Origin of the sequence: Synechococcus sp. J7-Johnson (genome assembly GCF_024345795.1) — a bacterium.
GTDB lineage: Bacteria > Cyanobacteriota > Cyanobacteriia > PCC-6307 > Cyanobiaceae > Regnicoccus_A.
In genome coordinates, this window is sequence record NZ_JAGQBU010000013.1 from 1 (window position 1) to 23,908 (window position 23,908).

24 protein-coding genes are annotated in these 23,908 nt (G+C 67.6%); 10 read left to right on the plus strand and 14 right to left on the minus strand.

Going from position 1 to position 23,908, the window contains the following annotated elements; all coding sequences use genetic code 11:
• Window positions 1–123: 123 nt before the first annotated feature.
• The 3 genes from KBY93_RS08220 to ntcA are packed head-to-tail and all read right to left on the minus strand — an operon-like array spanning window position 124 to window position 2,633.
• Entirely contained in the window at window positions 124–621 is a 498-nt protein-coding gene (locus KBY93_RS08220; protein WP_255093814.1) for a resolvase, read from the minus strand.
• Window positions 618–1,859, minus strand: coding sequence for a DUF3084 domain-containing protein (locus KBY93_RS08225; protein WP_255093816.1), 1,242 nt, complete (start codon window positions 1,857–1,859; stop codon window positions 618–620). Before KBY93_RS08225 ends, KBY93_RS08220 begins: the two co-directional genes overlap by 4 nt.
• Before the next feature lie 45 nt (window positions 1,860–1,904).
• Complete coding sequence (gene ntcA / locus KBY93_RS08230; protein ID WP_255093818.1) at window positions 1,905–2,633, minus strand: global nitrogen regulator NtcA; 729 nt, start codon at window positions 2,631–2,633, stop codon at window positions 1,905–1,907.
• A 207-nt stretch (window positions 2,634–2,840) separates the two neighbouring features.
• Here ntcA and KBY93_RS08235 point away from each other — a divergent pair, with 207 nt between their 5' ends.
• A complete protein-coding gene (locus KBY93_RS08235; RefSeq protein ID WP_255093820.1) occupies window positions 2,841–3,434 on the plus strand; it encodes a cob(I)yrinic acid a,c-diamide adenosyltransferase in 594 nt (197 codons plus the stop codon).
• A complete protein-coding gene (dcd, locus tag KBY93_RS08240) occupies window positions 3,428–4,021 on the plus strand; it encodes a dCTP deaminase (RefSeq protein ID WP_255093821.1) in 594 nt (197 codons plus the stop codon). The genes KBY93_RS08235 and dcd overlap by 7 nt, the downstream gene beginning before the upstream one ends.
• A gap of 1 nt (window position 4,022) precedes the next feature.
• Here the strand turns inward: dcd and KBY93_RS08245 are convergent, their stop codons facing one another.
• The 3 genes from KBY93_RS08245 to KBY93_RS08255 are packed head-to-tail and all read right to left on the minus strand — an operon-like array spanning window position 4,023 to window position 5,804.
• On the minus strand, window positions 4,023–4,430 hold the full coding sequence (locus tag KBY93_RS08245; RefSeq protein WP_255093822.1) for a hypothetical protein: 408 nt from the start codon (window positions 4,428–4,430) through the stop codon (window positions 4,023–4,025).
• A gap of 38 nt (window positions 4,431–4,468) precedes the next feature.
• Entirely contained in the window at window positions 4,469–5,191 is a 723-nt protein-coding gene (gene thyX, locus KBY93_RS08250; RefSeq protein ID WP_255093823.1) for an FAD-dependent thymidylate synthase, read from the minus strand.
• Between the two features lie 34 nt (window positions 5,192–5,225).
• Window positions 5,226–5,804: a thioredoxin domain-containing protein gene (locus KBY93_RS08255; RefSeq protein ID WP_255093825.1), complete on the minus strand. Its 579-nt coding sequence runs from the start codon at window positions 5,802–5,804 to the stop codon at window positions 5,226–5,228.
• Between the two features lie 121 nt (window positions 5,805–5,925).
• Between KBY93_RS08255 and KBY93_RS08260 the strand changes: the two genes are divergently transcribed.
• Entirely contained in the window at window positions 5,926–6,339 is a 414-nt protein-coding gene (locus KBY93_RS08260; RefSeq protein ID WP_255093827.1) for an NIL domain-containing protein, read from the plus strand.
• Window positions 6,336–6,854: a hypothetical protein gene (locus tag KBY93_RS08265; RefSeq protein ID WP_255093828.1), complete on the plus strand. Its 519-nt coding sequence runs from the start codon at window positions 6,336–6,338 to the stop codon at window positions 6,852–6,854. Before KBY93_RS08260 ends, KBY93_RS08265 begins: the two co-directional genes overlap by 4 nt.
• A gap of 14 nt (window positions 6,855–6,868) precedes the next feature.
• Here the strand turns inward: KBY93_RS08265 and KBY93_RS08270 are convergent, their stop codons facing one another.
• Window positions 6,869–8,878 (minus strand): lytic transglycosylase domain-containing protein, encoded by a 2,010-nt coding sequence (locus tag KBY93_RS08270; RefSeq protein ID WP_255093829.1) that lies wholly within the window; start codon window positions 8,876–8,878, stop codon window positions 6,869–6,871.
• A gap of 87 nt (window positions 8,879–8,965) precedes the next feature.
• Between KBY93_RS08270 and KBY93_RS08275 the strand changes: the two genes are divergently transcribed.
• Both KBY93_RS08275 and glmM read left to right on the plus strand, forming a co-directional pair.
• Window positions 8,966–9,154 carry a hypothetical protein gene (locus tag KBY93_RS08275; RefSeq protein ID WP_255093831.1) on the plus strand — a complete coding sequence of 63 codons (189 nt, stop codon included), beginning with the start codon at window positions 8,966–8,968 and terminating at the stop codon, window positions 9,152–9,154.
• Window positions 9,155–9,203: 49 nt separating this feature from the next.
• Window positions 9,204–10,613 (plus strand): phosphoglucosamine mutase, encoded by a 1,410-nt coding sequence (glmM, locus tag KBY93_RS08280; RefSeq protein WP_255093928.1) that lies wholly within the window; start codon window positions 9,204–9,206, stop codon window positions 10,611–10,613.
• Here the strand turns inward: glmM and KBY93_RS08285 are convergent.
• The 4 genes from KBY93_RS08285 to KBY93_RS08300 are packed head-to-tail and all read right to left on the minus strand — an operon-like array spanning window position 10,600 to window position 14,982.
• Window positions 10,600–11,607 carry an N-acetylglucosamine kinase gene (locus tag KBY93_RS08285; protein WP_255093832.1) on the minus strand — a complete coding sequence of 336 codons (1,008 nt, stop codon included), beginning with the start codon at window positions 11,605–11,607 and terminating at the stop codon, window positions 10,600–10,602. The two genes, glmM and KBY93_RS08285, sit on opposite strands and share 14 nt — an antisense overlap.
• Window positions 11,600–12,955, minus strand: a complete 1,356-nt coding sequence (locus KBY93_RS08290; protein WP_255093833.1) for an IctB family putative bicarbonate transporter — start codon at window positions 12,953–12,955, stop codon at window positions 11,600–11,602. Before KBY93_RS08290 ends, KBY93_RS08285 begins: the two co-directional genes overlap by 8 nt.
• Window positions 12,955–13,665, minus strand: a complete 711-nt coding sequence (trmB, locus tag KBY93_RS08295) for a tRNA (guanosine(46)-N7)-methyltransferase TrmB (RefSeq protein ID WP_255093834.1) — start codon at window positions 13,663–13,665, stop codon at window positions 12,955–12,957. Before trmB ends, KBY93_RS08290 begins: the two co-directional genes overlap by 1 nt.
• 6 nt (window positions 13,666–13,671) lie before the next feature.
• On the minus strand, window positions 13,672–14,982 hold the full coding sequence (locus tag KBY93_RS08300) for an FIST N-terminal domain-containing protein (protein ID WP_255093835.1): 1,311 nt from the start codon (window positions 14,980–14,982) through the stop codon (window positions 13,672–13,674).
• 34 nt (window positions 14,983–15,016) lie between these two features.
• On the opposite strand from KBY93_RS08300, the gene KBY93_RS08305 reads away from it, so the two are divergent.
• Together KBY93_RS08305 and KBY93_RS08310 are read left to right on the plus strand one after the other, a co-directional pair.
• On the plus strand, window positions 15,017–15,655 hold the full coding sequence (locus KBY93_RS08305) for a DUF3177 family protein (protein WP_255093836.1): 639 nt from the start codon (window positions 15,017–15,019) through the stop codon (window positions 15,653–15,655).
• Window positions 15,655–15,975 carry a hypothetical protein gene (locus KBY93_RS08310; RefSeq protein WP_255093837.1) on the plus strand — a complete coding sequence of 107 codons (321 nt, stop codon included), beginning with the start codon at window positions 15,655–15,657 and terminating at the stop codon, window positions 15,973–15,975. Before KBY93_RS08305 ends, KBY93_RS08310 begins: the two co-directional genes overlap by 1 nt.
• A gap of 121 nt (window positions 15,976–16,096) precedes the next feature.
• Here the strand turns inward: KBY93_RS08310 and KBY93_RS08315 are convergent, their stop codons facing one another.
• Complete coding sequence (locus KBY93_RS08315; protein WP_255093838.1) at window positions 16,097–16,297, minus strand: CsbD family protein; 201 nt, start codon at window positions 16,295–16,297, stop codon at window positions 16,097–16,099.
• A 303-nt stretch (window positions 16,298–16,600) separates the two neighbouring features.
• Between KBY93_RS08315 and KBY93_RS08320 the strand changes: the two genes are divergently transcribed.
• Both KBY93_RS08320 and KBY93_RS08325 read left to right on the plus strand, forming a co-directional pair.
• Window positions 16,601–17,680 carry a glycosyltransferase family 4 protein gene (locus tag KBY93_RS08320; protein WP_255093839.1) on the plus strand — a complete coding sequence of 360 codons (1,080 nt, stop codon included), beginning with the start codon at window positions 16,601–16,603 and terminating at the stop codon, window positions 17,678–17,680.
• Window positions 17,670–19,796: a glycogen debranching N-terminal domain-containing protein gene (locus KBY93_RS08325; RefSeq protein WP_255093840.1), complete on the plus strand. Its 2,127-nt coding sequence runs from the start codon at window positions 17,670–17,672 to the stop codon at window positions 19,794–19,796. Before KBY93_RS08320 ends, KBY93_RS08325 begins: the two co-directional genes overlap by 11 nt.
• Before the next feature lie 260 nt (window positions 19,797–20,056).
• On the opposite strand, the gene ileS is transcribed toward KBY93_RS08325, so the two are convergent.
• On the minus strand, window positions 20,057–23,035 hold the full coding sequence (gene ileS, locus KBY93_RS08330) for an isoleucine--tRNA ligase (RefSeq protein ID WP_315856398.1): 2,979 nt from the start codon (window positions 23,033–23,035) through the stop codon (window positions 20,057–20,059).
• Window positions 23,032–23,871 carry a Ycf66 family protein gene (locus tag KBY93_RS16160; RefSeq protein WP_315856399.1) on the minus strand — a complete coding sequence of 280 codons (840 nt, stop codon included), beginning with the start codon at window positions 23,869–23,871 and terminating at the stop codon, window positions 23,032–23,034. The genes ileS and KBY93_RS16160 overlap by 4 nt, the downstream gene beginning before the upstream one ends.
• Window positions 23,872–23,908: the final 37 nt, after the last annotated feature.

Here is a 23,908-nt window from a genome sequence, read left to right on the forward strand (position 1 = left end):
ACTGACTGGACATCTTTGTGGGTACTGCTGTGAGCGAAAAGCAGGCAAAATTTGCTCAGGATCGTCTCATTGTCGAGAATGAGACTGGGTTGCTTGGATTAAGCCGTCTTGATCAGAGCTTCCCTAGGGCTGCCCACGCTCAGCGTCAGAGACGCTTCTATCTGGGACGTTTCTGTGCGCCTCCGGTGCCGTCGACAGGGGGTGGCCCAGCAGCCGCTCCAGCAGCAGCTGGGCCACCACATCGTCCCAGTCACGGGGTGGCTGGCGCAGGCCACGGGGCAACAGCCGGCGCCAGCCGCGGGCGGGGTGGAGCTCCCAGAAGCGTTGCCTCGCGGCAAGGGTTGAACCGTGCTCCTCCACCAGCAGCACGGGCACCAGCGGCGCCAGCCGTCGCCGCCAGCCGCCGCTGCCGGTGCCATTGCCGAGGATCACAGCCACCACCTCCCCCCGCAGCAGCCAGCCCTCCAGGCGGCCCCAGGCCTGCTCAGGAGCGATCACCAGGGTTTCGAGCAGCAGCTGCCGGTCCACGTCGGTGCGCACCAGGCCGCATTTGCTGCGCCCCGGGTCGAGCCCGGCCAGGGCACCGTGGCTCGGCAGAGTCTGAGCAACTGGGCGGGTCATGGCCGCCCAGGACCCTGCCGCTCCAGCCGCGGCTCGGTGAGGACTGCGCTCAGGCGCAGTTCGATCACCAGCGGGTCGGGGGTTTCCGCGTCGCGGAGCGCCACAGCCTCGAGGGTCACGGTCTGTCCGGGGGGGCGCTCGCTCAGTTCCCGCCCCAGCCGGTTGAAGCTGGCCACGTCGAATTGGACTCCGTCGGCAATCGAGCCCTGGCGCTGGGCCTTGGCGAAGGAAGCCGCCAGCAGCAGGTTGAGGCGGTTGCGCACCTGCTCGCTGGAGCGTTCATTGCCCTCCAGCACCGTGGAGGCCATCAGATCGCCCCGTTGCAGCACCTGGCGGTTGGGTCTGAGGTCGGGGAAGCCCAGCACCTGGTCCTCGCCGCGCAGCACGTTGGCGGCCGAGAGGATGCTTACCACCCAGGGCCCACCTCGGGAAATCCGTGATTCAAGGGTGGCGATGTCCTGGCGTGGCACCAGCAGGATCTGGCGGTTGGGGGCTTCTGTGGGCAGCACTCGCTGGAAGGCATTGAGATTGGCCTGACGCAGCAGGGCCACGATCGCTGCGTTGGCTTCGGTTGCGTTGCGGGGGTTCACCTTGGCGCTGGCGAGGGGTTGTCCGCTGCTGATCACCACATCGCCGCGGCGCAGGGCGATCAGTTTTTCCTCCAGTCCCTTGAGTTCGGTTTCGCCGGCTGTGATCAGGCCGCGCACCCGGGCCAGTTCCGTTTCGGTTGTGCGTATGTCCTGGTCCCTGGCGCGGATGTCCCGGTTGAGGCGGTCAAGCTGGGCCAGCAGTTGCTGTTGCTGGGCCTGCAGAGGTTTGAGTTCGCCGCGCAACTGACGCGCCTGGATCTCGGCGGCGGTGAGCTGACGACGGGTCTGCTCCCGGTCGCGGCGGGCCCGTTGCAGGGCTGCTTCCACTCGGGCCTGTTCCTGCAGGCTGCTGCGCAGGTTCCGCTCGCTGCGGCGCAGGGTGTTGCGGCTCTCAAGCAGCCTTGCCTGCAGGGCGTCGAGTTCGAACAGGCCGACGCGCAAGCGTTCGCTCACGGCCAGCATCAGGCCGAGGGAGACGGCGCTGATCAGGCTGCCCGTGAGCACCGTGATCAGCACGGCCGTGTTTCGAGGCCGCAGGTTGAACAGACTGAGCCTGGCCTTGCCCACCCGGCTGCCCAGCCGATCCCCCAGGGTGGCTAACAGCCCTCCGAGGGCCAGGAGGGCCAGAATCAGCAGCCAGCCGGACACAGCGCCGTGCGTGAGCGTCCAGTATCAGCCGCGGTGGCAACCGGTTCAGCTGAAGCGCTTGGCCAGGGCGACCGGATCGAAGACCGTGATCTTCTTGCGATCGATCTGCACCAGCCCTGCCTGGCGCAGATCGCCCAGCAGGCGGGTGATCGTCACCCGGGTGGAGCCGATCGCTTCGGCGATCGCCTGATGGGAGAGACGTAGGTCGATCGTGATGCCTTCGCTGCCGGGAACGCCGAAATCACGGCAGAGCACCAGCAGAAAACTCACCAGCCGCGACGACATGTCCCGGTGGGTCAGGGTTTCGATCATTGTCTCGGTCTGCAGGATCCGCGAGGAGAGTCCCTGCAGGAGCAGCAGCCCCACACTGGAATCCTGCTCGATCGCCCGCCGCACCGAACCCGCTGGAGCCGCCACCAGCTCCACCCGGGTGAAGGCCACAGCGTGGTAGAAGCGATCCGATCGCTGGCCGGTGAGCAGGGAGAGCACCCCGAACAGGCTGTTTTCCCGCAGCAGGGCCACGGTGATTTCTTCCCCCGATTCGTATACCCGCGAGAGCCGCACTGCTCCACGACGCAGCAGATAGACCCGCTCTGCCGGATCACCGGGGAAAAAAATTGTCTTTCCCCGCTCAACGGTTTCGATCACGCAGCCGCTCAGGCCGCGCATCACATCGAGGAGTGTGCTGGCTCCGTTGGCGGCAGCGGCGAGGCCGACGGGGGCCGGAGTTGATGGGCCGCCGGTGCGACTGAATCCGCGCATCGCGCCAACCATATTTCGGCGGAGCAGGTGTGAAATGGAAGCTAAGGATCGCCCATGGCGCGCCATGTAGTGATCGACACCAATGAATCGCATCCACACAGGTCTGGCCAGGCCTGGCCCATGGGTGCAGTACGGGTGTTCGCGCTAGGGATGGTGGCTGAACCTTGCTGGCGGCCCGGACGCCGCTACATTCGGTTTCGCGCTTCCCTTGGGGTGTTGATGACGGCCAGCCTGCGCAACGCCTCCACCGAGTCGCGTCATCCCCTGCGTGCCGTTGGAATTCCCCGACCGGTGCAGGCCCGCTCCTTGCCTGTGCTCGCAAGGCCCGAAGGGTTGCTGCAAGTGCACACCGCCCCTTTCCGCGGCAGTTTCGGCGGTGTGTTCAGCCAGGCCCTGCGCAGCGCCGGACTGGGCAGCCGGGTGCTGATCAGCCAGTTTCTCAAGGGTGGGGTCGACCAGGGGCCCGAGCACAGCCTCAGGCTCTGTGGCCGGCTGCAGTGGTTGCGCCCTGCTGTGCCCTCCTGTCTCACCCAGCCTGCTGACCTGGAGCCCGAGCTCGTGCATGCCGCCGTGCAGGAGGTGTGGGCTTTCAGTCGCGACCAGTTGCTGGGGGCTGCTGTGGAGCTGATGGTGCTCGATGAACTGGGGCTGGCGATCGAGCTGGGCTTTCTTGCCGCCGAGGAGGTGATCAGCACCCTGGAGCAACGGCCGGCCCACCTGGATGTGATTCTCACGGGTCCGTCCATCCCCCTGGAACTGCTGGCCATGGCCGATCAGGTCACCCAGCTGCGGCGGGGAGGTGCCCCGTGCTGAAGAACGACCGCTGGATCAACGCCCTGGCGGCGGAAGGGATGATCCAGCCCTTCCAGCCCACCCTGGTGCGGCATCTGGAGCCGGATACCTCGTCACGGCCGGTCCTGAGCTTCGGCTGTTCCTCCTACGGCTACGACCTGCGCCTCTCGCCGCGGGAATTCCTGATCTTCCGCCACGTACCCGGCACGGTGATGAACCCGAAGCGGTTCAATCCCGACAACCTGGAGCCCGCCCCCCTGCACCACGACGACGACGGTGACTACTTCATCCTGCCGGCCCATTCCTACGGCCTGGGTGTGGCCCTGGAGAAACTGAGGGTTCCCCCCACGATCACCGTGATCTGCCTTGGCAAGAGCACCTATGCCCGGCTGGGCATCATCGTGAACACCACTCCGGCTGAGGCCGGCTGGGAGGGTCATCTCACCCTTGAATTCAGCAACTCATCCGGTGCTGACTGCCGGATCTACGCCAATGAGGGCATCACCCAGTTGCTGTTCTTCGAAGGGGATCCCTGCGACACCACGTACCAGGATCGCGCCGGCAAGTATCAGCATCAGCCGGAGAGAGTCACGCTCGCCAGGATCTGAATCAGCGCATCCCCATGGCCCGGCGCACCTGGCCGATGCAGGGCAGCCCACTCGGGCAGAGGCGAATCACCCGACCATTCACGACAAAGACGGTATCGGCGCCCGGCACGGCAGAGCCGCCCGGCACGGCAGAGCCGCCTGCCATCGGCGACCCCTGAGTTCCAGGCGCCGGATCTCCTGAAGCGGCTCTCCCCGCTGGCGAGAGCATGCCGAAGGGATCGCTGCCGCTGCCGGCGCCCAGGCCTTGCATCCTTGCCTCGACTGAGCGCAGCAGGTTGGTGTAGCCCGGGGCGGCGCCGCCCTGCAGGCCTCCCTGGATCGCAGCTGCCCCCGCCGCGTCGATCAGCATCTGGCTGCGGGCTGCAGGGGCAATAAGCAACAGAAGCAGCAGCAGGGGCAACGAGGGCATTGCAAGGCTTGCAGAGGGGCTTGCAGGCGCAGGTGTGGTCAGGGGGCGAGACGCGCCTTGTGCAGGCGGGAGCGGCTGTACCAGGTGGCGATCTCCGGAGCCCACGATTCCAGATGGGGCCACAGCAGATCACAGAGCTGCCGGATCTCCAGCTGTGCGTCCAGCTTGGCGCGCAGGTCGAGAAAATGCAGGAATGCGCGCAGGCTGAAGCTCACCACGAAGTGCTGGCGGTAGTCAAAGGGGAGAATGCCGCGGGCATGTTCCTCGGCGAAACCGGCGGCCAGCAGGTCGCGGTAGCGCTCGGCGGCCTTGCGGCACAGCTCCAGATCCAGGCTCCGCTGGGCACTGTCGTAGCTGTACTTCTTGCCCTGGCGATCGCTGTAGTCGCCGATCGGACGCAGATAGAACACCTCCTCGAGATCAAGGCTCCCGTCGGCGGCCTTGCAGATGCGATCTCCGGTGTAACGCATTGATTGCACATCGAAACTGACACCGACTCGATGGGTGCGTGCCTGCTGCATCACGGAGTGGGGAAACCAGCCGACGTTGAGCACGATCTGGGCATGCTCCAACGGGCCGTAGTGGCCGCGCTCGCCGGAGAGCAGGCGCTTCACGCAGATCTCACCAGCCGTGCGTTCATCTGGCCACTCGGTGCGGTCGGCCGCGACGAACCCCTCGCTGTAGTCCTGATGCATGGCTGCATAGACGCATTGCTGGGGGTTGGGGGTGGCGGCGATCAGCTCGACCCGGAAGCGGTCCATGGGGCAGCAGGGCAGGGGGATGGTGGCGGTGGATTCAACCGTGGCTGCGGGGGCCGGTCTGGGCCGGTGCGGCCTGGCCAGCGGCCAGCGCCTCGCCGCCCGTCAGGGGCGAGAGGCTGCCGACGCCCGCAAGCAGCGGCAGAGGTGTCTCCTCGATCAGTGCAGTCATGATCGTGGCCAGCTCGGGGCGGCTGCGGGCCCCCAGGGAGCGTCCGATCGAGCGGCCACCGCGGTCGAATAGTTCCAGCTGGGGGATGCCGTTGACGGAGTAGCGATCGATTTCCGGACTCCAGCGAGGATTGTCCACATTCAGCAGCACCACGTTGAGGTCGCCGCGGTGCTCACTCTCGAGAGCTGCCATCGCCGGGGCCATAGAGCGGCAGGCTTCGCACCAGTCGGCATAGAACTCCACGATGGTGGGCCGACCGCTGGCGAGGGCAAACGGCAATTCCGGCGAACGCCGCGCCAGCTGCTCCAGCGGCGCCTGGGGCTGCAGGCCCCCGCGCAACCCGAACAGCAGCAGTGCCAGGGCGGCGGCCAGGGCAGCAAGAATCATGCGTTCGCGCCGCCCAAGGGGTGAGCCCTCTTCAGCTGCGTGGTTGGGCAGAGTCATCGCGGCGCGCAGGGGGCCTTAACCGAAGGCACTCTGGCAGCTCTGGCGGGGCTGCCGGGATCGAGGCCCAGAACTCCGGCCTGAAAAGCCTCGATACGATGGGGTTCTTTCCCTGGCTGCGGTGAAGCGTCGCCTCACCATCCACTTCCCGCGCGACACGGTGCATCACCCGATCACCTACCGGCTCGCTGTGGATTTCGACATCGCCGCCAAGATCCTGCGAGCCCAGATCGCTCCCAACCAGAGCGGCACCATGGTGGTGGAGCTCTCTGGCGACATCGACGAGCTCGATGCCGCCGAGCAGTGGCTTGAGGATCTTGGCCTGGGTCTCGATCGCGCTCCCGGTGAGATCCGCATCGACCGCAGCCGTTGCGTTGATTGCGGCATCTGCGCCAGTGTCTGCCCCAGTGGTGCCCTGCTCAGCCGCCCGCCGGCCTGGCGGCTGGAGTTCAGGGCCCAGCACTGCCTGGTCTGTGAGCAGTGCATTCCCAGCTGTCCCGTGGATGCCATCGATCTGGTGCTGGAGGCAAGATGAGCGGCGTGATCGCTGGCATACTGCGCCTGGCCCTGCTGCCCCTGCGGGCGCCGTTCCTGCTGCTGCTCCTGCTGGTGAGCATCTACCTGGGTGTCCATTGGGTGGTGAACGCTCCGGTCCAGGGCCTTGGGAACCCTGAGCAGGATCCGGTCCACGGCCTGTACTGGACGGCGGAATGCCTGCAGGCCCTGTTGGTGGTGGTGGTGGCCTCGCTGCCCGATCTGCTGCTGCGTCAGCTCTCGATGCTGATGGCCGCCAGCCGGGTGATCACCCTGATCGTCAGCCTGTTTCTGGTCACGGTTGCTGGCCTCTACCTGCTGCACCTCAGTGCCCTCACCGATGTGGTGATCCTGGCCACGGCGGTGCTGCTCGCCCGTCTGGATCTCACCCGTATCCGGGTGGTTCCGTCACCCCTGTTCACGGCCTTCTCGCTCTCGGGCTATGTGATGCTCGGCATCTGGATCGGCCGGGAGTTGCAGCTGGGTGGGCTGCTGGGAACATTGCCAGGGACCTGACGCCTTAGACCGCTTCAGCAGGCTCGCCTCGGCTTCTCCTGGTAGCCCCAGAGGTTGCCGAGCACCTTCTTCACGTAAAGCCGGGTTTCCGGGTATGGAATCGCCTCCACCCAGAGCTCCGGGTTGGTCTGGAGCCGGGCGTCGAGCCAGCCGGCCACCGCGCCAGGACCTGCGTTGTAGCTGGCGATCGCCAGAAAAGGATCGCCCTTCCAGAGGGTTAGCAGCTGGTTGAGGTACATCGCCCCCAGCTCGGCATTGAAGGCGGGCTCGCGCAGCTGATCGCCGCTGACCGCTCCCCCAGCCAGCTCCGCTGCCGTCTCCGGCATCAGTTGCAGGAGGCCGATGGCTCCTGCAACTGATCCCACCCCGGGGGTGAAGCGTGATTCCTGCCTGGCGACGGCGAGCAGCAGGGTGGGGTCCAGCCCATGGCGGGCCGCTGCGGCGCTGAAGGCCTCGCCGTGGCGGACCGGCAGCAGCGCCCGCTGCAGGGGCAGGGTGGCTTGGCAGTCGCCTCCGGCCCAGCGCAGGTTCGCCTCATCCAGCTGGCCGAGGCCGGTCCAGTCGTCGCCGACTCCCTGCCGCAGACGTCCCTCCAGGGTCAGCTCCTGGGGGGAGCCGGGGGTCGCCGCTGGGCGCTCCTGCCGCCAGTGCTCCCAGGCTTCCAGATTGAGGCCCAGGCGCCAGAGCTGGTCGAGCTGGGGCTGACCACTCTCCAGGGGCCACCATGGGTCCTCCGGCAGAGCGATGGCGCCGCTGGCGGTCAGCAGGAGATCGGGTTGCTCGCCCAGCTGGACCCGGCTGCGCCAGGCGTAGTAGCTCCAGGGCAAGCGTCGCAGCACCGCCTGCCAGCTGCTGCGGGCGGAGGCCTGCTCCCCCAGCTGCTGCTGGACCATGCCCAGCCAGAACAACTGGCGCACCGCCAGCGGCGGCGGCAGATTGGCTGCAGGCAGAGCCTGCAGCAGCGCCAGGGCCTCACCGGTCTGTCCCTTGAGCAGGGCGGAGCGGGCCAGGTCCCACTGCAGGTCCCAGCTGGCGGGATCCCCTGGCCAGCGCTGCAGCACCCGTCGCCAGTCGCCACCGGTATCCAGCACCACACGGGCCTGCACCGGCGCGCTCCGGCGCAGGGGCTCAGGCAGCTGGAGCAACTGGGCTTGGGTGACCGCGGGCGCGGGGGTCTGGGCCAGCAGACGCACGGCCTCAAGGGCCTCGGGCTCCTGGCTGTCGCCTTTGCTCAGGGCCAGCAGGCGTGCCACCCCTGCCCGGGTCTCGGCGGGGTCGCCCCGCAGGAGAGCGCGGCCGATCGCCAGCTCCTGGTCGGGCTCGGCCCGCCCCGATCCCAGACAGCTCAGGCTGCTGCTGCCATCCCCGAGCCCGGCCAGGCCCGCCGCCAGAGTGCCTCGTTGGGCGCTGGTGAGTGGGGCGGCCGGGCGGGCGCAGATCTGGCGCAGTCGCTCGCCCGCGCCTGGCCAGCGCGGACCCCAGCGGGCGAGATGTAGGGCCCCCTGCTGGCGCTGGGCGGGCTTGGGACCCAGCTCCAGGGCGGCGGCCAGGGCGGCGGGGTGGGCCGGGAACCGGCGCAGCAGCTCCAGTCGCTGGTGAGGGTTCTCACGGCCGAGGGCATACAGCGCGTCTGCGCTGGGGGGCGCCTGGGGGAAACGATGCAGCAGCTCCTTCCACTCGGACTTGGCCGGCAGACCCTGGGCTTCACGGGCCAGGGCTGCGCGTTTCAGCGCCACAGGGGCCAGCGGGCCTGGTCCCCAGCCCTGACCCTGCAGCAGCTGATTTTGGCGGGAGGGATCGTCGGTGCTGGTGGCGGGCAGCAGCAGCAGGCTGGCCTCCCGGCGCCGCTCGGGATCGGGGTCCCAGCGACGGATCCGCTCCAGGCTGAGGGCTGAGGTGTCGGGGGTGGGCAGGGGCCGTTGCAGCAGCAGCGCGCGCCCCAGCAGCAGGAGTCCGGTGCTGCCCGCCACGGTGATGGCGAGGGTCAGCGGCCCGCGGCGGCCGGCAGGGAATGGTTTCGGCACGGACAGGGCGGGGCGGCCGCTGAGGCTTTGGCATTCTGGGGTTCGCCTCTGCGTGTCAGGCCTATGGCAGTCCCCTGGCCCCGGTGGTTGACCACCCTTCCGGGTGCGGCAGGGCGCCGTCGGGCCCTGTTGGCGCTCGGGGTGGCGATGGTGGCCTATCTGCTGCGTCCGCTGGGGCCCATGCGCTGGCTGCCGGGATGGATGGTGGGCGGACTGCTGCTGTGGGCGGTCGTGGAGCTGCTGCGCTGGGCCTGGTGGCCGAGGCGCTGGCGCTGAGGTGCATGCAGCCCATCGGCTTAGCCTGATTTTCTTCCTGTCCCCCCTGATGCTGGAGCTGGCTTCTTCCCCCATCGGTGCACCTCTCGGGGAGGGGTGCACCGGTTTCGGCACCGATGGCATCCGCGGCGAGGTGGGCAGCCTGATCACACCGTTGCTGGCCCTTCAGATGGGCTACTGGTGTGGTCGTGTGCTCCCGCCCGAGCGCCCCGTGCTGATCGGCATGGACTCCCGCCACAGTGGCCCCATGCTGGCCGCCGCTCTCACCGCCGGGTTGACCGCCGCCGGGCGGGAGGTGTGGAATCTGGGGCTCTGCCCCACCCCGGCCGTGCCCGGCACGATCCGCCGGGTCGGTGCTGCCGGTGGCCTGATGGTCTCCGCCAGCCACAACCCTCCCGGTGACAACGGCATCAAGGTGTTCGGGCCCGCCGGCGACAAGATCGATCGAACCCTGCAGGCGGCGATCGAGGCAGGTCTGCGCGGAAAGGAGGCCGCCACGATCCAGGACACGGCTCAGAGCGGCCTCCGCAGCTGTGGCCCGGCTCATCAGCGGGAGGATCTGCTCGAGGGTTACCGCGAGGCGTTGATCGCCAGCGTTGGCGGGCGGCGCCTTGATGGCTGCCGCATCGTGCTGGATCTCTGCTGGGGCTCAGCCACCGCCTGCGGGGCCGCGGTGTTCAGGGCCCTTGGGGCGGACCTGATCGTGCTGCACGGCGAACCCGACGGGGGGCGGATCAATGTGTCGTGCGGAAGCACCCACCTGGAGGCCCTGCGCCAGGCGGTGCTGCAATCCGGGGCCCAGATGGGCTTTGCCTTCGATGGCGACGCCGATCGCATGATGGCGGTGGACGGCAAGGGCCGGGTCGTAGACGGTGACCAGGTGCTCTATCTCTGGGGTGGTGCCCTGCTGGAGACCGGCGAACTTCCCGGCCGACTGCTGGTGGCCACTGTGATGTCGAATCTGGGCTTTGAGCGTGCCTGGCAGGCCAGGGGCGGATTGCTGCAGCGCACCGATGTGGGCGATCAGCACGTGCATGCCGCCATGGAAGCGAGCGGGGCCGGCCTGGGCGGAGAGCAGTCGGGCCACATCCTCTCGGCCCAGCACGGCATGAGCGGCGATGGGCTGCTCACCGCTCTGCAGGTGGCCACGTTGATCCACAACGGCGCCGGCTCTCTGGCCGACTGGATGGAAGCCAGTTTTCAGCCCTACCCCCAGGCCCTCGTCAACGTCATCGTTCCCGACCGCAACCGCCGCCAGCAGTGGCAGCGCTGCGACCCCCTGCGCCAGGCCGTCGAGCAGGCCGAGACGGCCATGGCAGGCAGCGGTCGGGTGCTGGTGCGGGCCAGCGGCACCGAACCGCTGCTGCGGGTGATGGTGGAGGCGGCGGAGCAGGAGGCGGTCGATCACTGGTCGTCGCACCTGGCTGCCCTGGCCGCAGCTCACCTCAACCGGAACTGAGCACCGGCTCCTTCTCCAAAAGATGACCGGCCAGTTGCAAGGCTCCCTGGCAGGCATCTCCGCGGGGGTGCACCAGCCGTGCCTGCGGCAATACCAGCTTCAGGCGGCGCTGATAGGCGCTGCTGAGCCGGCTGAGGTGAACCAGGGCCCCGCCCAGGCCGCAGACATCGCCGTCTTCGAGGCCCAGGGTCCTGGCCACGCCAGCCACCAGCTCCACCAGGCTTAGGGCCGAGCGCTCCATCACCTCGATGGCGTTGGGATCCTCCGCTTCCGCCAGAGCATTCACCTCCGGAGCCAGCCGTGCGAAACCGGCGGCTCCGAAGCCGGGCTCCACCACCATCGCCTTGATCCGCTGCCCCGCCTGCGGGTCGGAGGGATCCAGATTCAAGGCGCTCCACAGGCTCGCCCGCAGGCCCGTGTCGGGGTGACGCCCATCGGCCATTTCCAGGGAGAGGGACAGGGCGTCGCGGCCGATGTCGCAGGCGGAGCCGGAGCGATCCAGCAGCCAGCCCCAACCCCCGCAGCGGTGTTCATCGCCCTGGGCGTTCCGGCCCAGGGCGATGCAGCCGGTGCCGCTGATCACCACGATGCCGGCTCTGCCGCCGAAGGCTCCGTGCAGGGCGGTGCGCTCATCACCGTTCACCAGCACCCGCTGCAGCGGCAGGCCCAGGGCTGCGGCGGCCAGGGCCGTGCCGAGCTGCTGCACCGCGCTGCCTTGTTCGATGCCGCTGGCGCCCACCGCGGCCGCCTGGAGTGAGCTGGACAGCGCAAGGCCTTCGCCCGTGTGGGTTGCGGTGGCGCGGGCCCGCTCCAGGCTGATGGTCAGGGCGGCGGTGAAGAGCTCCTCGCCAGCGGCAGCGGCCAGGTGGCTCACGCCGGGCCCCTCGCCTTCAGCCAGCACCTGCAGGCTGCCGTCGCTGCGGCGCAGGGCCAGCCGGCAGGTGGTGTGGGTCTGGCCGGCATCGAAGCCCGCCAGCAGAACCGGTTCAGTCATCCGCCGCCCCTGGCAGGGTGGCCAGAGTGGCGAGGCAGAGCCAGCCCGTGAGCTGTACTTCCGGGCGGAAGAAGATCGTGTCGGTGAGGCCCTGGACACAGAGGCCCAGGATGGCCGCCAGCGCCCCAAGGGCCGGGAGCACCTGGGGATGATCGCGCCTGAGCTGGGCCCAGCCCTGCCGCAGGCTTGACTGCAGCAGGCCGAGGCCCGCCAGCAGACCGGGGATGCCCCCCTCCACGGCCAGCTCCAGGGGGATCGAGTAGGCGCTGAGGGCGTTGAACTTCGGTTGCTGATACAGCGGATAGATCAGGTTGAAGGCCGTGTTGCCGGGGCCGATGCCAAGCCAGGGGCGGTCCTGGACCATCTGCAGCGCCGCCATCCAGACGTTGATGCGGAAGTTGTTGGAGCTGTCCTCCCGGCCCGCCACCAGGCTCATGACCCTGACCCGCAGGGGCTCGATCTGGCTCACGGCCAGCACCAGCACCAGGCCACCGCCCAGCAGCAGCAGCAGCGGAAACAATCGGCGCAGCAGGGGCGACCAGTGGCGGCTGGCCCGCAGTGCCAGCAGCAGGGCGAGGCTGCCCAGGGCCGCCACCATCCCCATCCAGCCGCCACGGCTGTAGGTGAGCAGCAAGGCCACCGCACCGCTCAGCAGCGCCGAGAGGGCAAAGAGACGAGGCAATGGGCGCCGCCAGCGCAGCAGGGCCACCCCCGTCAGGGGCAGGATCGGCAGCAGATAGCCAGCCAGCAGGTTGGGGTTGTCGAGGGTGCTGTAGATCCGCACCGTGCCCTCCGCAACCGAGTTCGGATCCGACCAGCGGGCCAGGGCGGAGCTGTCGCCGTAGAGCTGGCGGATGCCGATCACAGCTGTGATCAACGAACCGCCCAGCAGGGCCGACACGATCCGGTCCCACCAGGGTGGAGCGGTGGCGAGCAGCTGGCGCATCAGGGCATAGACGCCCAGGTAGCTCAGCAGTTTGAGCAGCCCATTGGCCGCGGCTCTGGGTACGGGCGAGAAGCCGGTGGCCAGAACCGCCACCACCAGCATCACCAGAAGCCAGCCGCTGATCGGGCCGATGCGGCCGGCGGGGGTGCAGAGGGCCCAGATCAACCAGAGCAGTCCGCTGGAGAGAATCAGCAGGCTCAGCCCGGCCCTGGTGACCAGCGGCAGCCCCGCCATCAGAGCGCATAGCACCAGCCCGGCCAGCAGCGGCAGATGTCTGGCCAGGGGTCCCGCGGCCGATGAGGCGAACAGGCCCTGCCAGCGCAGCAGCCAGGGCACCCGCGGTTCGCGCTCCGTGGCGCCGGTGCCCTCAGCTGCTGCTGCGGGGGTGGTGGGGGCGGACATCAGCTGCCGGCGGGGCTGGCCGACGGATTATGGGCGGCCTCGGCCCTCGACTCCAGGGGTGGCTGGGGATGGAGGCAGGGCTGACTACCGCGCCGGTAGAGCACCCGGTACACCGGCAGCCCCTGGCTGAGCACGATTCGCTCCCGCTCCGTCGCCACAGGCAGTGGGTTGTCACCCCGCCAGGGGCGCCCATCCTCCGGGGGACGCAGGAACCAGCCGCCGGCTTCGGTGAGCGCCACCATCGGCTCGATCACCGCTTTCACATCGCTCTGCAGAAACAGCTCACCCCCGTCAGGCATGGACGCGGCCAGGGCCTGCAGCAGATCGGCCTGCAGCACCCGTCGCTTGTGGTGCCGGCTCTTGAACCAGGGGTCGGGGAACTGGATCGTCACCCGCTGCAGCGACCCGGCAGGCAGGTTCCGCAGCCAGCTCAGCAGGCTCACGTTGGCGTTGCAGAAGAGGAAGCGCAGATTGCTGCTGGCCTGCGCCTGGCGATCTCGCTCGGCGGCCTCCACCAGCGGCCGGCGGATTTCGACGCCAAGAAAGTTCCACTCAGGCTGAAGTGGCGCCATCGCCAGCAGGAAGCGGCCACGGGCGCTGCCGATGTCGAGGTGGAGCGGCAGCTCGGGGCGCGCAAACAGCTCGATCAGCGGTGGGAGCAAAAGAGGTTGCTGGTGCACCCGCGAGAGGGGGTTGACGTGCTGGCGCACCACCGCTCAGGCCTCCGGCAGCGGTTCCGGTGACGGCTCGGCGTTCGGCCGGGGCACCAGGAAGCCCCAACTGGCTGTGTAGCCGTGCAGATAGGTCGTGCCCCCCACCGGGCCGATTTCTCCGTTGCAGAAGGCTCCTGCCACCTGCAGATCTGGAAACTCCCCCTGGGCGATCTTCACGTCGCCATCGGCTTCGCCGTAGAGCCCCTTGCCGCGGCCCAGGCAGGCGAAGAGCAGGCCCGCCAGGGGCCGCTCGGAAGATCTGGCCTGGCTGCGCAGTAACTGCCGCAGCTCTTGACGGGAGGCGTCTGCATCGCGGAGCTGGAATTGCACCTGCTGGCCCACCCGCAGGCGTTCGGCCACTGCCACCGCCCCGTTACGAGGATCCACCCCGATCAGGTTCCTCACCAGAAAGGCCGTGGTCTCGGCGTCTTCCCCGCCGCCCGCCATGCTGAAGCTGTTGCGCGCCACTCCGAGGAAAAGGGAGTGGCGCACCAGCTCCCGCTCGGCAGGGCTGAGGGTCTGCAGGATTGTCTGCAGGCAGTTCACCGGGGTGTTCTGCTGGTCGCCGCGGCTCAGCTGCAGCACCACATTGCGCTCAGCTTTCTCGATCTCGAACACCGGGCCGATCGGCCGGCAGCCCTGGGCCACCACCGGATCTATCGTCCAGCTGCCGCCGATCAGGCAGCCCACAGCTCCGGTCACCACCCGGTCGTTGAACAGCAGTGATCCATGGCTGGCGCTGTGGGGGCCGGCGATGCCACCCACCTTGGCCAGGCCCGGGAAGGCGTAGTCGAGACCGCTGATCAGGTCGTTGATGGCCTGGCAGGTGGGATCCACCAGCAGCAGCATGGCGTCGGCCCGCTCCGGATCGGCCCCCACCCAGTCGATCCAGTCGCGGCTGTCGCCATCGAGATCGGGCAGCTGGTCGGTGTCGAGTTCAAAGAGCTGCAGGTCGGCTCCGGGCAGGCGTAGCAGCATCACGCTCAGCGCCGGTTCCTGCTCCACTTCATGGGCGGTGCCGCTGGCCCCGGTCCCCACCACGCCACCGCCGGCGGCGCCAAGCCAGTGGCGGGCCCGCAGACGGGTGCGCAGCAGTGGCAGCAGCCGCGGCAGGTCGCTGGCATAGCTGGTGGAGCCGAACACCAGGGCCAGATCGGCCTCTCCCCGTGCCGCAGCGCCAAAGCCTTTGGCATTCAGCTGTTGCACCACCTCGCTGACGGCGTCCTCTAGCGATGGGTGGCGCGAGAGTGCCGTGCGGCAGGAAGCCTGCTCATCACCGCGGCGGAGCCAGGAGAACAGAGGAGGCGCAGGCATTGACCGAACCTACTTGTGAGGCATGGCGCGGATAATGGCGCCTTCCCGTACCCAAGCTGTACCCGACATGCTGTACCGCACGCTTGTGTGGCTCGACTTCCGTCTTGCGGTGGTCTTCAGCCTGGGTCTGCCGCTGGTGCTGCTGGTCTGGGCGGCGTGGCGACGGGAGGGGGCGCTGCTGCGGCTGATGGCCATCTACTGGAAGGTGGCCAGTCTGCTGGCGATCGCCTTGCTGTTGTTCGTCGATGCCCGGCCCCTGGCCTATCCGCTGATGATCGTGGCGAAGCTGCTGATGGTGGCGTCGCTCTGGTTCTGGGTGGATCTGAACGAGGAACTGGCCGATCTGCCCCCCTGGCGCCCCCTGCCGCTGACGGTGCGCAGCTGGCGCTGGGCAGTGACGGCCTTTGGCCTGCTGGGGGCCGGTCTTGGCGTGGGCGCCATGGGCTGTGGCCTGGGGGTGGCCGGCAGCGCCTTCTGCCAGACCTGGCTGGAGGCCCCACGTCGCCTGCACGGTGTCGCCGCTCAGGTGTTCTCCTTCGTCTTCGGCGCCGACCTCACTCCCACCCTCACCGCCTTCTTTGGCTACCTGGCCCTGGTGGCCTATGTGGTGGGCCTGCTGCAGTGGATCCTGGTACGCCTGCCCCGTCAGGGACGGGTGGCTGGAGGGTTCTGATGGGCATCAGCCTGCTTGCGCAACTCGAAGCGATCAGCCGCAGCCGTCCTGATCGGGTGCTGCGGTTGAGGGGCACCCTGCCGTCGGCTGGGGGCATCCGTGGAGAAGGGGACGACGAAGCCTTCGAACTGCTGATCTTCCGAGGCTTCTCCAGCAGCGTGACCCATCCCACAGCCTTCGATCCCGATCAGCCGGCGCTGCCAGAGGGGGCCGTCATCAGCGAGGCCGAGCTGCTGCAGGGGCCCATGAACCCAGGCTCCGAACTGGTGCTGGCCGGGCCAGAACTGGCGGAGAGGTTCCTGGATCCAGACAACTGGTGAATTCCGCTCAGCAGTTGTCTGGATCAGTTATACCTTGCGGCCACGAGAATTAGGATCAAGATGTCAGCGCTACGGCATGACTCCGTCAGGCGTGATTTCATGCCGTACCGCTGAATCTGGCTCAGCCCATGCCGGCTTTGGCCTTGACGTCTTCGACGGCATTCCGGACTTTGGCTTCAGATTGATTGGCCTTGCCGGCGAGGCGGTCTCCCTGGTTGCCGGTAAAGGTGCCAATCGATTCCAGGGGCAAGCTGGAGGCACTCAAGGTCAAGGCTGCTGAGGTCTGGGCGGGCGCTCTCAAGGCCGGCGTGGCGATCAACACCAGCAGGGGGGAGCGAGGTTTGGCGATAAGAAACTGGCGTTTGACTGCTGTAGATGGGCCCCGTATCCACTGCACCACCAAAGCTCAGTATGTTGAGATGTCTCGGCTATGTCGACTTGATCCTGCGAGCTTTTGTTCTTTGTCAGTGATTCCCCTCCCTCGCTGCATCAGCATTGATTCCTGTCTAGGTTTGAGCTAGGGGCAGGTTGCTGCTACGCCCCTGCTGCGACACCTCGGTAACCGCAGCTGCGCAGTCTGGACGTGCACGTGCCGCTGCCAGTTGATTCTTCGGGAGCAAGGTCGATGCGTATAGCCCAGATTTCACCACTTTTTGAAAGCGTACCGCCGCTGCGTTATGGCGGTACGGAACGCGTTGTTCACTATCTCACGGAAGAACTCGTCAGCCGTGGTCATGAGGTGGTTCTGTTTGCCAGCGGTGACTCCCTCACCAGCGCTGAGCTGTTCCCCTGCGTGCCGCGAGCCCTCAGGGCAGATGGCTATCTGGGAGATCCACGGGTGCCCGAGGGTCGCCAGCTTGATCAGGTGATCGGGCAGCTCGAGCGCTTCGATATTCTCCATTTTCATACCGGCCATGGCCTCCACCCCGGCATCGCCCAACTGCCGGTGGCGCAGCTCCACACCCTGCACGGGCCCCTGACGGGTCCGGAGATGGCCCAACTCCAATGCGGTTTCGATCCGGTGCCCCTGGTGTCGATCTCCGAATCCCAGCGGGCCCCTCTCCCTGGGGCTAACTGGCTCGGCACCATTCACCATGGTCTGCCCACCGATCTGTACCGCTTCCAGCCGTCACCCTCGGAGTACCTGGCATTCGTGGGGCGGATTTCACCTGAAAAGCGTCTTGACCGTGCCATTGCCATAGCCACCGCTCTGGGTCTGCACCTCAAGGTGGCCGCCAAGATCGATGTCGTTGATCAGGCTTATTACCATGCCACGATTGAACCTCTGCTGCGTGACAATCCACTCGTAGAGTTCATCGGGGAGGTCGATGATGCTGGCAAGCAGGAGCTGCTCGGCAACGCCCTGGCTCTGCTGTTCCCGATCGACTGGCCCGAACCCTTCGGGTTGGTGATGATCGAAGCCAACGCCTGCGGTACCCCTGTGATTGCCTGGCGCAACGGCTCCACCCCCGAGGTGATTCGACCTGGCTGCAACGGCCTGTTGGTAGAAACGATCGAGGAGGCGGTGGCGGCGGTGCGGGGGATCGAGCGACTGGATCGCCGGCGGGTTCGCCATGATTTCGAGCAGCGCTTCACAGTCGCCAGGCAGGCTGCCGACTACGAACGTCTCTTCCAACACCAGATCGAGGCCCGTCGCAGCCCCGCCCCGGCCAGCCTCTCTGCAGCGTGTTCGCATGCCGCATGATCTGCTCCCCCCGTTCGTTCTCAAGGACGGGGAAACCTTTGCGATGCTCGATCGCCGGGGTGAAATCTGCCCCGAGACCCATCCCGATTCCGGCATTTATCACCGCGGCGCTCGCCATGTGAGCCGCCTGGAACTCCTGCTCTGGGATCAGTCCCCGATCGTGCTGAGCTCCGCCGAGAGTTGGGAGATGGGGCTTCACGTGAGCCATCTCAGCAACGACATCGACGGGAGCGGTGCGCCACCGCCCGGGTCCGTGCACCTGAAGCGCAGCACTGTTCTCACCCCAACGAGCTGTCTGCAGACGCTCGATTTCACCAGTTACCTGGCCGGTGCGGTGGTGATGCCGTTGACCCTGCGTTTCGACGCCGATTTTCGCGACATCTTCGAGATCCGCGGACACCAGCGTCCGCAGCGAGGGCGCACGGTCCGCCGGCACACCCAGGACTTCCTGGAGGTGGCTTACGGCGGGCTCGACGGAGAGGATCGCCGCACGCTCCTGCGGGTGGGAGGTCTGGCGGCGGAGGTGGGTGAGAGCCATATCAATCTGATGCTGCAGCTGGAACCTCGCTGCACCCGTCGCGTCTATCTTCTGCTCGATTTCCATCCCGTCGGCGATGGCGATCGCGTTGCGGTTGAAGATGCCTTTGATGCCGCACTGGCGGCGACGAACGAGCGTTTGCGCGACAGCCAGCGCCAGGCGGCCTCCATCGCCACTGACAACCAGGCGTTCAACAGCTGGCTGGCCCGCTCGATGTCAGATGTGCATCTGCTCTCCAGCCAGCTCGAGCACGGCCTCTACCCCTACGCCGGCGTTCCCTGGTTCAGCTGCCCCTTCGGCCGTGACGGGCTGATCACCGCCCGCCAGATGCTGCTGGTGGAACCGCGCCTGGCCCGCGGCGTGCTCGGCTTCCTGGCGGATCAGCAAGCCAGCCACCTCGACCCGGCGGTCGATGCCGAACCCGGCAAGATCCTGCATGAAGCCCGTCTGGGCGAAATGGCGGCCTTGGGGGAAGTGCCCTTTGCCCGCTACTACGGCACCGTGGATGCCACGCCTCTGTTCCTGATCCTGGCGGGCGACTATCTCCTGCGCAGCGATGACAAGTCGTTCATTGACCAACTGCGGCCGGCGCTGGACCAGGCGCTGGCCTGGATCAGGGCCGCCGAAGCGCGTAGCCAGGACCGATTCCTGCGCTACCAGTGCGCAGCCCAGGGCGGCCTTCGCAACCAGGGTTGGAAGGATTCCGACGATGCCATCCACCACGCCGACGGTCGGCTGGCAGAGGGTTCCATCGCCCTTTGCGAGGTGCAGGCCTATGCCTACGGGGCTCGCCGCGCCATGGCGGGCATCGAGCAGCGCTTCGGGCGTGCCGCCGAAGCCCAGCAGTTGCGCGAGGAAGCACACCTGCTGCGTCGCCGCTTCCATGCGGCCTTCTGGTGCGATGCCATCGGCACCTATGCGTTGGCGTTAGACGGCGAGGGCGCACCCTGTGAAGTGCGCAGCTCCAACGCGGGCCACTGCCTCTGGACCGGCATCGCCAGCCGCGACGCAGCTGCATCGGTGGCCCGCCAGCTGATGGCACCCACCAGCTTCAACGGCTGGGGCGTGCGCACTCTCGATGAACGGGAGGCCCGTTACAACCCGATGAGCTACCACAACGGCTCGGTCTGGCCCCACGACAACGCCTTGATCGCCCTGGGCCTGGCCCGCTACGGCCACATGCCAGAGGCGATGAAAATCCTCAGCGGCTTGTTCGACACGGCTCGGGCGTTGCCGCAGTTCCGGCTGCCCGAGTTGTTCTGCGGCTTCCCGCGACGCGACGACGAAGACCCCACCCTCTACCCGGTGGCTTGCAGCCCCCAAGCCTGGGCCAGCGGCTCGGTGTTCGGTTTGCTGGAAGCGATCACCGGAATGGGCATCGGTCGCGACCCCGAAACGGACCGGGTACAGGTGCTGTTCCGCAAGCCGGTGCTCCCGAAGGGCATAAACCTGCTTGAAATCAATGGGCTGCGGCTCGGCGAGGAGGAGATAGACCTGCAGGTGCATCGCAGCGAGCACGACACTGGCGTCTTGGTACGGCGGCGAACTTCAGGTGTCGACGTGATGATATCCAAGTGAACTGTGGGCTTGGCTGGTACTGATCCGCCGGCGAAGTGTGGCGGCATGTGGGGTTCTAATCCAGGCCCAGCGCTTGCTCTTAATGATCGAGAAGACTGGCTTCCTGATGGAATCGCTGCCACGGGTTGCTGAGGTTTGTGCTCATCAATCAATCCACGCTTTTGAGCTGGGATTCCATTTCCATCTTCTTCTGATCCAGTCATCCATCCAGACCGCGATTGACCACAGGCTCCACCCCCCTGCTCCAGACGGGGCCTGGATCAAGCCCCGCCCAGCACCTCGACGCAGCGGCCGCAGAGGCTCGGGTGGGAGGCATGGCTGCCGATGTCGGTTTCCATGTGCCAGCAGCGCTCGCATTTGCTCCCTTCGGCCCGGGCGATGCGCACTGTGATGCCCCCTTCACTGGCTTCGGCCAGGGGATCGGCCAGGGGCTGGGCGCCGGGGCCGCGCCGTTCCAGCTGCGAGACGATCAGCCAGTCGGCCAGGTTGTCAACGGAGGGATGGGGGCTGGCCTGCAGCACCTCCAGCGCGGCGCCAAGGGCCGCGGCGCGATCGCCGCTCCCCAGCTCCAGTTCCACCCTGGCCTCCAGGGAGGCCCCCAGATCGGCATTGGCGCGGCAGCTCTCAAGCTGGCGGTTCACCAGCCCGCGCAGGTCCAGCAGCGGCCGCAGGGGCTCCACCAGGGCAGCCTCACGCCAGGAGTCCGGTGCCGTGGGCCAGCCCCGCTCGAACACCGAGCGCTCCGCCACCGGGTAGGGCAGGTTCTGCCAGATGTCCTCCGCCATGTGGCAGAGCACCGGCGCAATCAGGCCGGCCAGGCGCTCCACCACCAGGGCCAGCACCGTCTGGCAGCTGCGACGGCGGAAGTCGTCGGCCCCGCTTACGTAGAGCCGGTCCTTGGCGATGTCTAGGTAGACGTTGGAGAGATCCACCACGCAGAAGTTCTGCAGAGCCTGAAAGAACCGGTAGAACTCGTAGCGCTCGAAATCGGCAGTCACCGCGTCGATCAGGCTGGCGGTGCGCTCCAGCATCCAGCGGTCGAGCAACGGCAGTTCGGCGATCTCCACCGCATCGCCCCCTGCCGCCACCGGCCTTGGGTCGAAGTCGTGCAGGTTGCCCAGCAGGTAGCGGGCCGTGTTGCGCACCTTGCGGGTCACATCAGCCAGCTGTTTGACGATGCCCGGCCCCAGGGGAACATCGGCGGAGTAATCCACCGAACTCACCCACAGGCGCAGCACATCGGCGCCGTAAGGGGGCTGTTGTTTCTCGTTCTTGCCGCCCTCCACCAGCACGGCCGGATCGACCACATTGCCCAGGGATTTGCTCATCTTGCGGCCCTTCTCATCAAGGGTGAAGCCGTGGGTGAGCACCCGCTTGTAGGGGGCATGACCGTTCACGGCCACGGAGGTGAGCAGGCTGCTCTGGAACCAGCCCCGATGCTGGTCGGAGCCTTCCAGATAGAGATCGGCGGGGTAGCGCAGCTGGGTGGTTTCAGCGGTCGCTGCTGAATCTCCCGTGTTCAGACCGCCCAGCACTCCGGCCCAGGAGGAGCCGGAATCAAACCAGACGTCCATGGTGTCGGTGCCCTTGCGCCACTGGTCCGCCTCGGCGGCGAGCGAGGGCGGCAGCAGCTCGGCCTCGCCTTTCTCCCACCACACATCGGAGCCGTGCTCGGCGATCAGAGCCTCGACGTGGGCGAGGGTGTCGGCATTGAGCAGGGTCTCGCCGGTTTCACGGTGGTAAAAGACGGGAATGGGCACGCCCCAGGTGCGCTGGCGGCTGATGCACCAGTCGCCGCGGTCGCGCACCATCGCCTCGATGCGGTTGCGGCCGCTGGCGGGCAGCCAGTCGACGGCGGCTATCGCGGCGAGGGCCTGGGAGCGGAAGCCCTCCACCGAGGCGAACCACTGCTCGGTGGCGCGGAAGATTGTCGGTTTCTTGGTGCGCCAGTCGTAGGGGTAGCGGTGCTCGTAGGGCTCGTGGCGCAGCAGGGCGCCCGCGGCCTCGAGGGCGGAGATGATCGCCGGGTTGGCGTCCTTGAGCACGTTGAGGCCGGCGAAGGGGCCGGCTTCCGCCGTGAGGGTTCCCGCCTCATCGACCGGGCAGAGCACGGGCAGGCCGGCCTTGCGGCCGGTGTTGAAGTCGTCGACGCCGTGGCCCGGGGCCGTATGGACCAGGCCCGTGCCTGCTTCGGTGGTGATGTAGTCGCCGCCGATCACCACCGGGCTGGTGCGATCGAAGAGGGGGTGGCGGTACTCGACCCCTTCCAGCTCCGCGCCCCTGAGGGTGAGCAGCGGTTCGAGCTCCAGCTGCAGGCTGCTGCGCAGACTCTCCACCAGGGAAGCGGCCACGATCAGGTGGCGGCTGGTGCGATAGCCGTTGCCTTGATCGCCCACGCGGCAGAGGGCGTACTCCAGCGAGGCATTCACCGACACCGCCAGGTTGGCGGGCAGGGTCCAGGGGGTGGTGGTCCAGATCGCCACCGCCAGATCGCCCTCAGCCGGGGTGGTGGCCGCCTCGGCGGAGGTGAGGCCAATGGCGGTGAGCCGGGTGCCCAGGCCGCCTGGCAGGGCCACCACCGGGAAGGCCACATAGATGCTGGGGGATGTGTGGCCGTCGGGGTACTCCAGTTCCGCTTCGGCCAGGGCGGTGCGGGAGCTCGGGCTCCAGTGCACCGGCTTGAGACCCCGGTAGATGTGGCCAGCGAGAACCATGCGGCCGAACACACCGATCTGGGCAGCCTCGTAGGCCTTGTTCAGCGTCAGGTAGGGCTGCTCCCAGTCGGCCCAGATCCCCCAGCGCCTGAAGCCCGCCTTCTGGCTCTCCACCTGCTCAAGGGCGTAGGCGTGGGCGCGACGGCGCAGGTCGATCGGGGTGAGCGCCGAGCGCTCCGCGCTGGAGAGGCTCTGCAGCACCTTGAGCTCGATCGGCAGCCCGTGGCAGTCCCAACCCGGCACGAAGCGGGCCCGTCGGCCGCGCAGCAGGGCGTACTTGTTGAGGATGTCCTTGAGGATCTTGTTGAGGGCATGGCCCACATGCAGTGGCCCATTGGCGTAGGGAGGGCCGTCGTGGAGGGTGAATACCTCACCGGGATTCTCACGGCTGAGCCGCCGGTAGAGGTCCAGCTCCGCCCAGAAGGCCTGCAGCTCCGGTTCACGGGTTTTCGCGTTCGCCCGCATCGAGAACGGGGTCTGCAGCAGGTTGAGCGTGTCTTTGTAGGAAGCCGGGCTGGCGGTCACAGCGCCTGGGGGGGCAGCAAGGGCGAATTATCGACCCCAGCCCCCGGGGCCTCCCCGTCGCCGTCTGCAGCAGGGTCAACCACCGCCACCGCTTCTTCGTCTGAAGCTTCGCCGGGATCCGCGCCTGGGGTTGTAGCGCCGGCCTGCTCGATCAGCTGCTCGATCTCGGCAAATGACCCCACCGTGGTCACGTCTGCTTCGTCGTCGTTATCAGCTGCTGGCGGCGGATCAGCGGCTGGAGCTGCTTCGGGAGGGCGGGGCTGTTCAGAAGCCTCTGCCAGCTCCTCAGCCTCAGCCACCGCCGCAGCCTGTGTTTCGGCGACCACAGGCTCAGGCTCCGGGAGCTCAGTCTCAGCAATTTCAGGCTGAGCAACCACGGGCTCAGCAACCTCAGGCTCCGGGCGCACCCAGCGCTTGGTGGTCTCGCGGGCTTTGGAGCTGGCTTCGCGCCGCTCCTTCAGCCAGGAGAGCAGCACACCCAGTTTCGATCCCGCCAGGCTGACCAGCCCCATCAGGGCAGCAGCCAGTTGCTGCAGGCTGGTGCGCCAACGCTCCGCGCCGGTGAGGCGTACCTGCTCCTCACGGCTGAGCTGACGCCAGCGGCCCAGGCCCACCTCCGTGCTCAGCCGGCCGATCAGCAGGCCGCCGCAGAGAACGGCCAGCATCGGTGCCCCGCTGAGGCGCTCGGCGCTGGTGACCAGCACCAGTCCCAGGACCAGCACCAGGGCGCCCCAGACCGAATCGCGGGGGCGGCTGAGCTCGGGGACCAGCAGGGGCAGCAGCAGCACCAGCAGACCGGCAAGAAGTGCCAGGAATCCACCGAGGGTGGCGAGCATGGCGACAGAGGCGGCGGTGCGGCCATTCTGAGCCGCT

Bases quoted from the DNA above. Each gene is read 5' to 3' on its own strand.
- glmM (WP_255093928.1), top strand. From the start codon at position 9,204: ATGCTGGAGCTGGCTTCTTCCCCCATCGGTGCACCTCTCGGGGAGGGG.
- KBY93_RS08245 (WP_255093822.1), bottom strand. From the start codon at position 4,430: ATGCCCTCGTTGCCCCTGCTGCTGCTTCTGTTGCTTATTGCCCCTGCA.
- KBY93_RS08255 (WP_255093825.1), bottom strand. From the start codon at position 5,804: ATGACTCTGCCCAACCACGCAGCTGAAGAGGGCTCACCCCTTGGGCGG.
- ntcA (WP_255093818.1), bottom strand. From the start codon at position 2,633: ATGGTTGGCGCGATGCGCGGATTCAGTCGCACCGGCGGCCCATCAACT.
- KBY93_RS08320 (WP_255093839.1), top strand. From the start codon at position 16,601: ATGCGTATAGCCCAGATTTCACCACTTTTTGAAAGCGTACCGCCGCTG.
- KBY93_RS08300 (WP_255093835.1), bottom strand. From the start codon at position 14,982: ATGCCTGCGCCTCCTCTGTTCTCCTGGCTCCGCCGCGGTGATGAGCAG.
- KBY93_RS08285 (WP_255093832.1), bottom strand. From the start codon at position 11,607: ATGACTGAACCGGTTCTGCTGGCGGGCTTCGATGCCGGCCAGACCCAC.
- KBY93_RS08235 (WP_255093820.1), top strand. From the start codon at position 2,841: ATGACGGCCAGCCTGCGCAACGCCTCCACCGAGTCGCGTCATCCCCTG.
- KBY93_RS08310 (WP_255093837.1), top strand. From the start codon at position 15,655: ATGGGCATCAGCCTGCTTGCGCAACTCGAAGCGATCAGCCGCAGCCGT.
- KBY93_RS08325 (WP_255093840.1), top strand. From the start codon at position 17,670: ATGCCGCATGATCTGCTCCCCCCGTTCGTTCTCAAGGACGGGGAAACC.
- KBY93_RS16160 (WP_315856399.1), bottom strand. From the start codon at position 23,871: ATGCTCGCCACCCTCGGTGGATTCCTGGCACTTCTTGCCGGTCTGCTG.
- KBY93_RS08265 (WP_255093828.1), top strand. From the start codon at position 6,336: ATGAGCGGCGTGATCGCTGGCATACTGCGCCTGGCCCTGCTGCCCCTG.
- KBY93_RS08305 (WP_255093836.1), top strand. From the start codon at position 15,017: ATGGCGCCTTCCCGTACCCAAGCTGTACCCGACATGCTGTACCGCACG.
- KBY93_RS08220 (WP_255093814.1), bottom strand. From the start codon at position 621: ATGACCCGCCCAGTTGCTCAGACTCTGCCGAGCCACGGTGCCCTGGCC.
- KBY93_RS08290 (WP_255093833.1), bottom strand. From the start codon at position 12,955: ATGTCCGCCCCCACCACCCCCGCAGCAGCAGCTGAGGGCACCGGCGCC.
- thyX (WP_255093823.1), bottom strand. From the start codon at position 5,191: ATGGACCGCTTCCGGGTCGAGCTGATCGCCGCCACCCCCAACCCCCAG.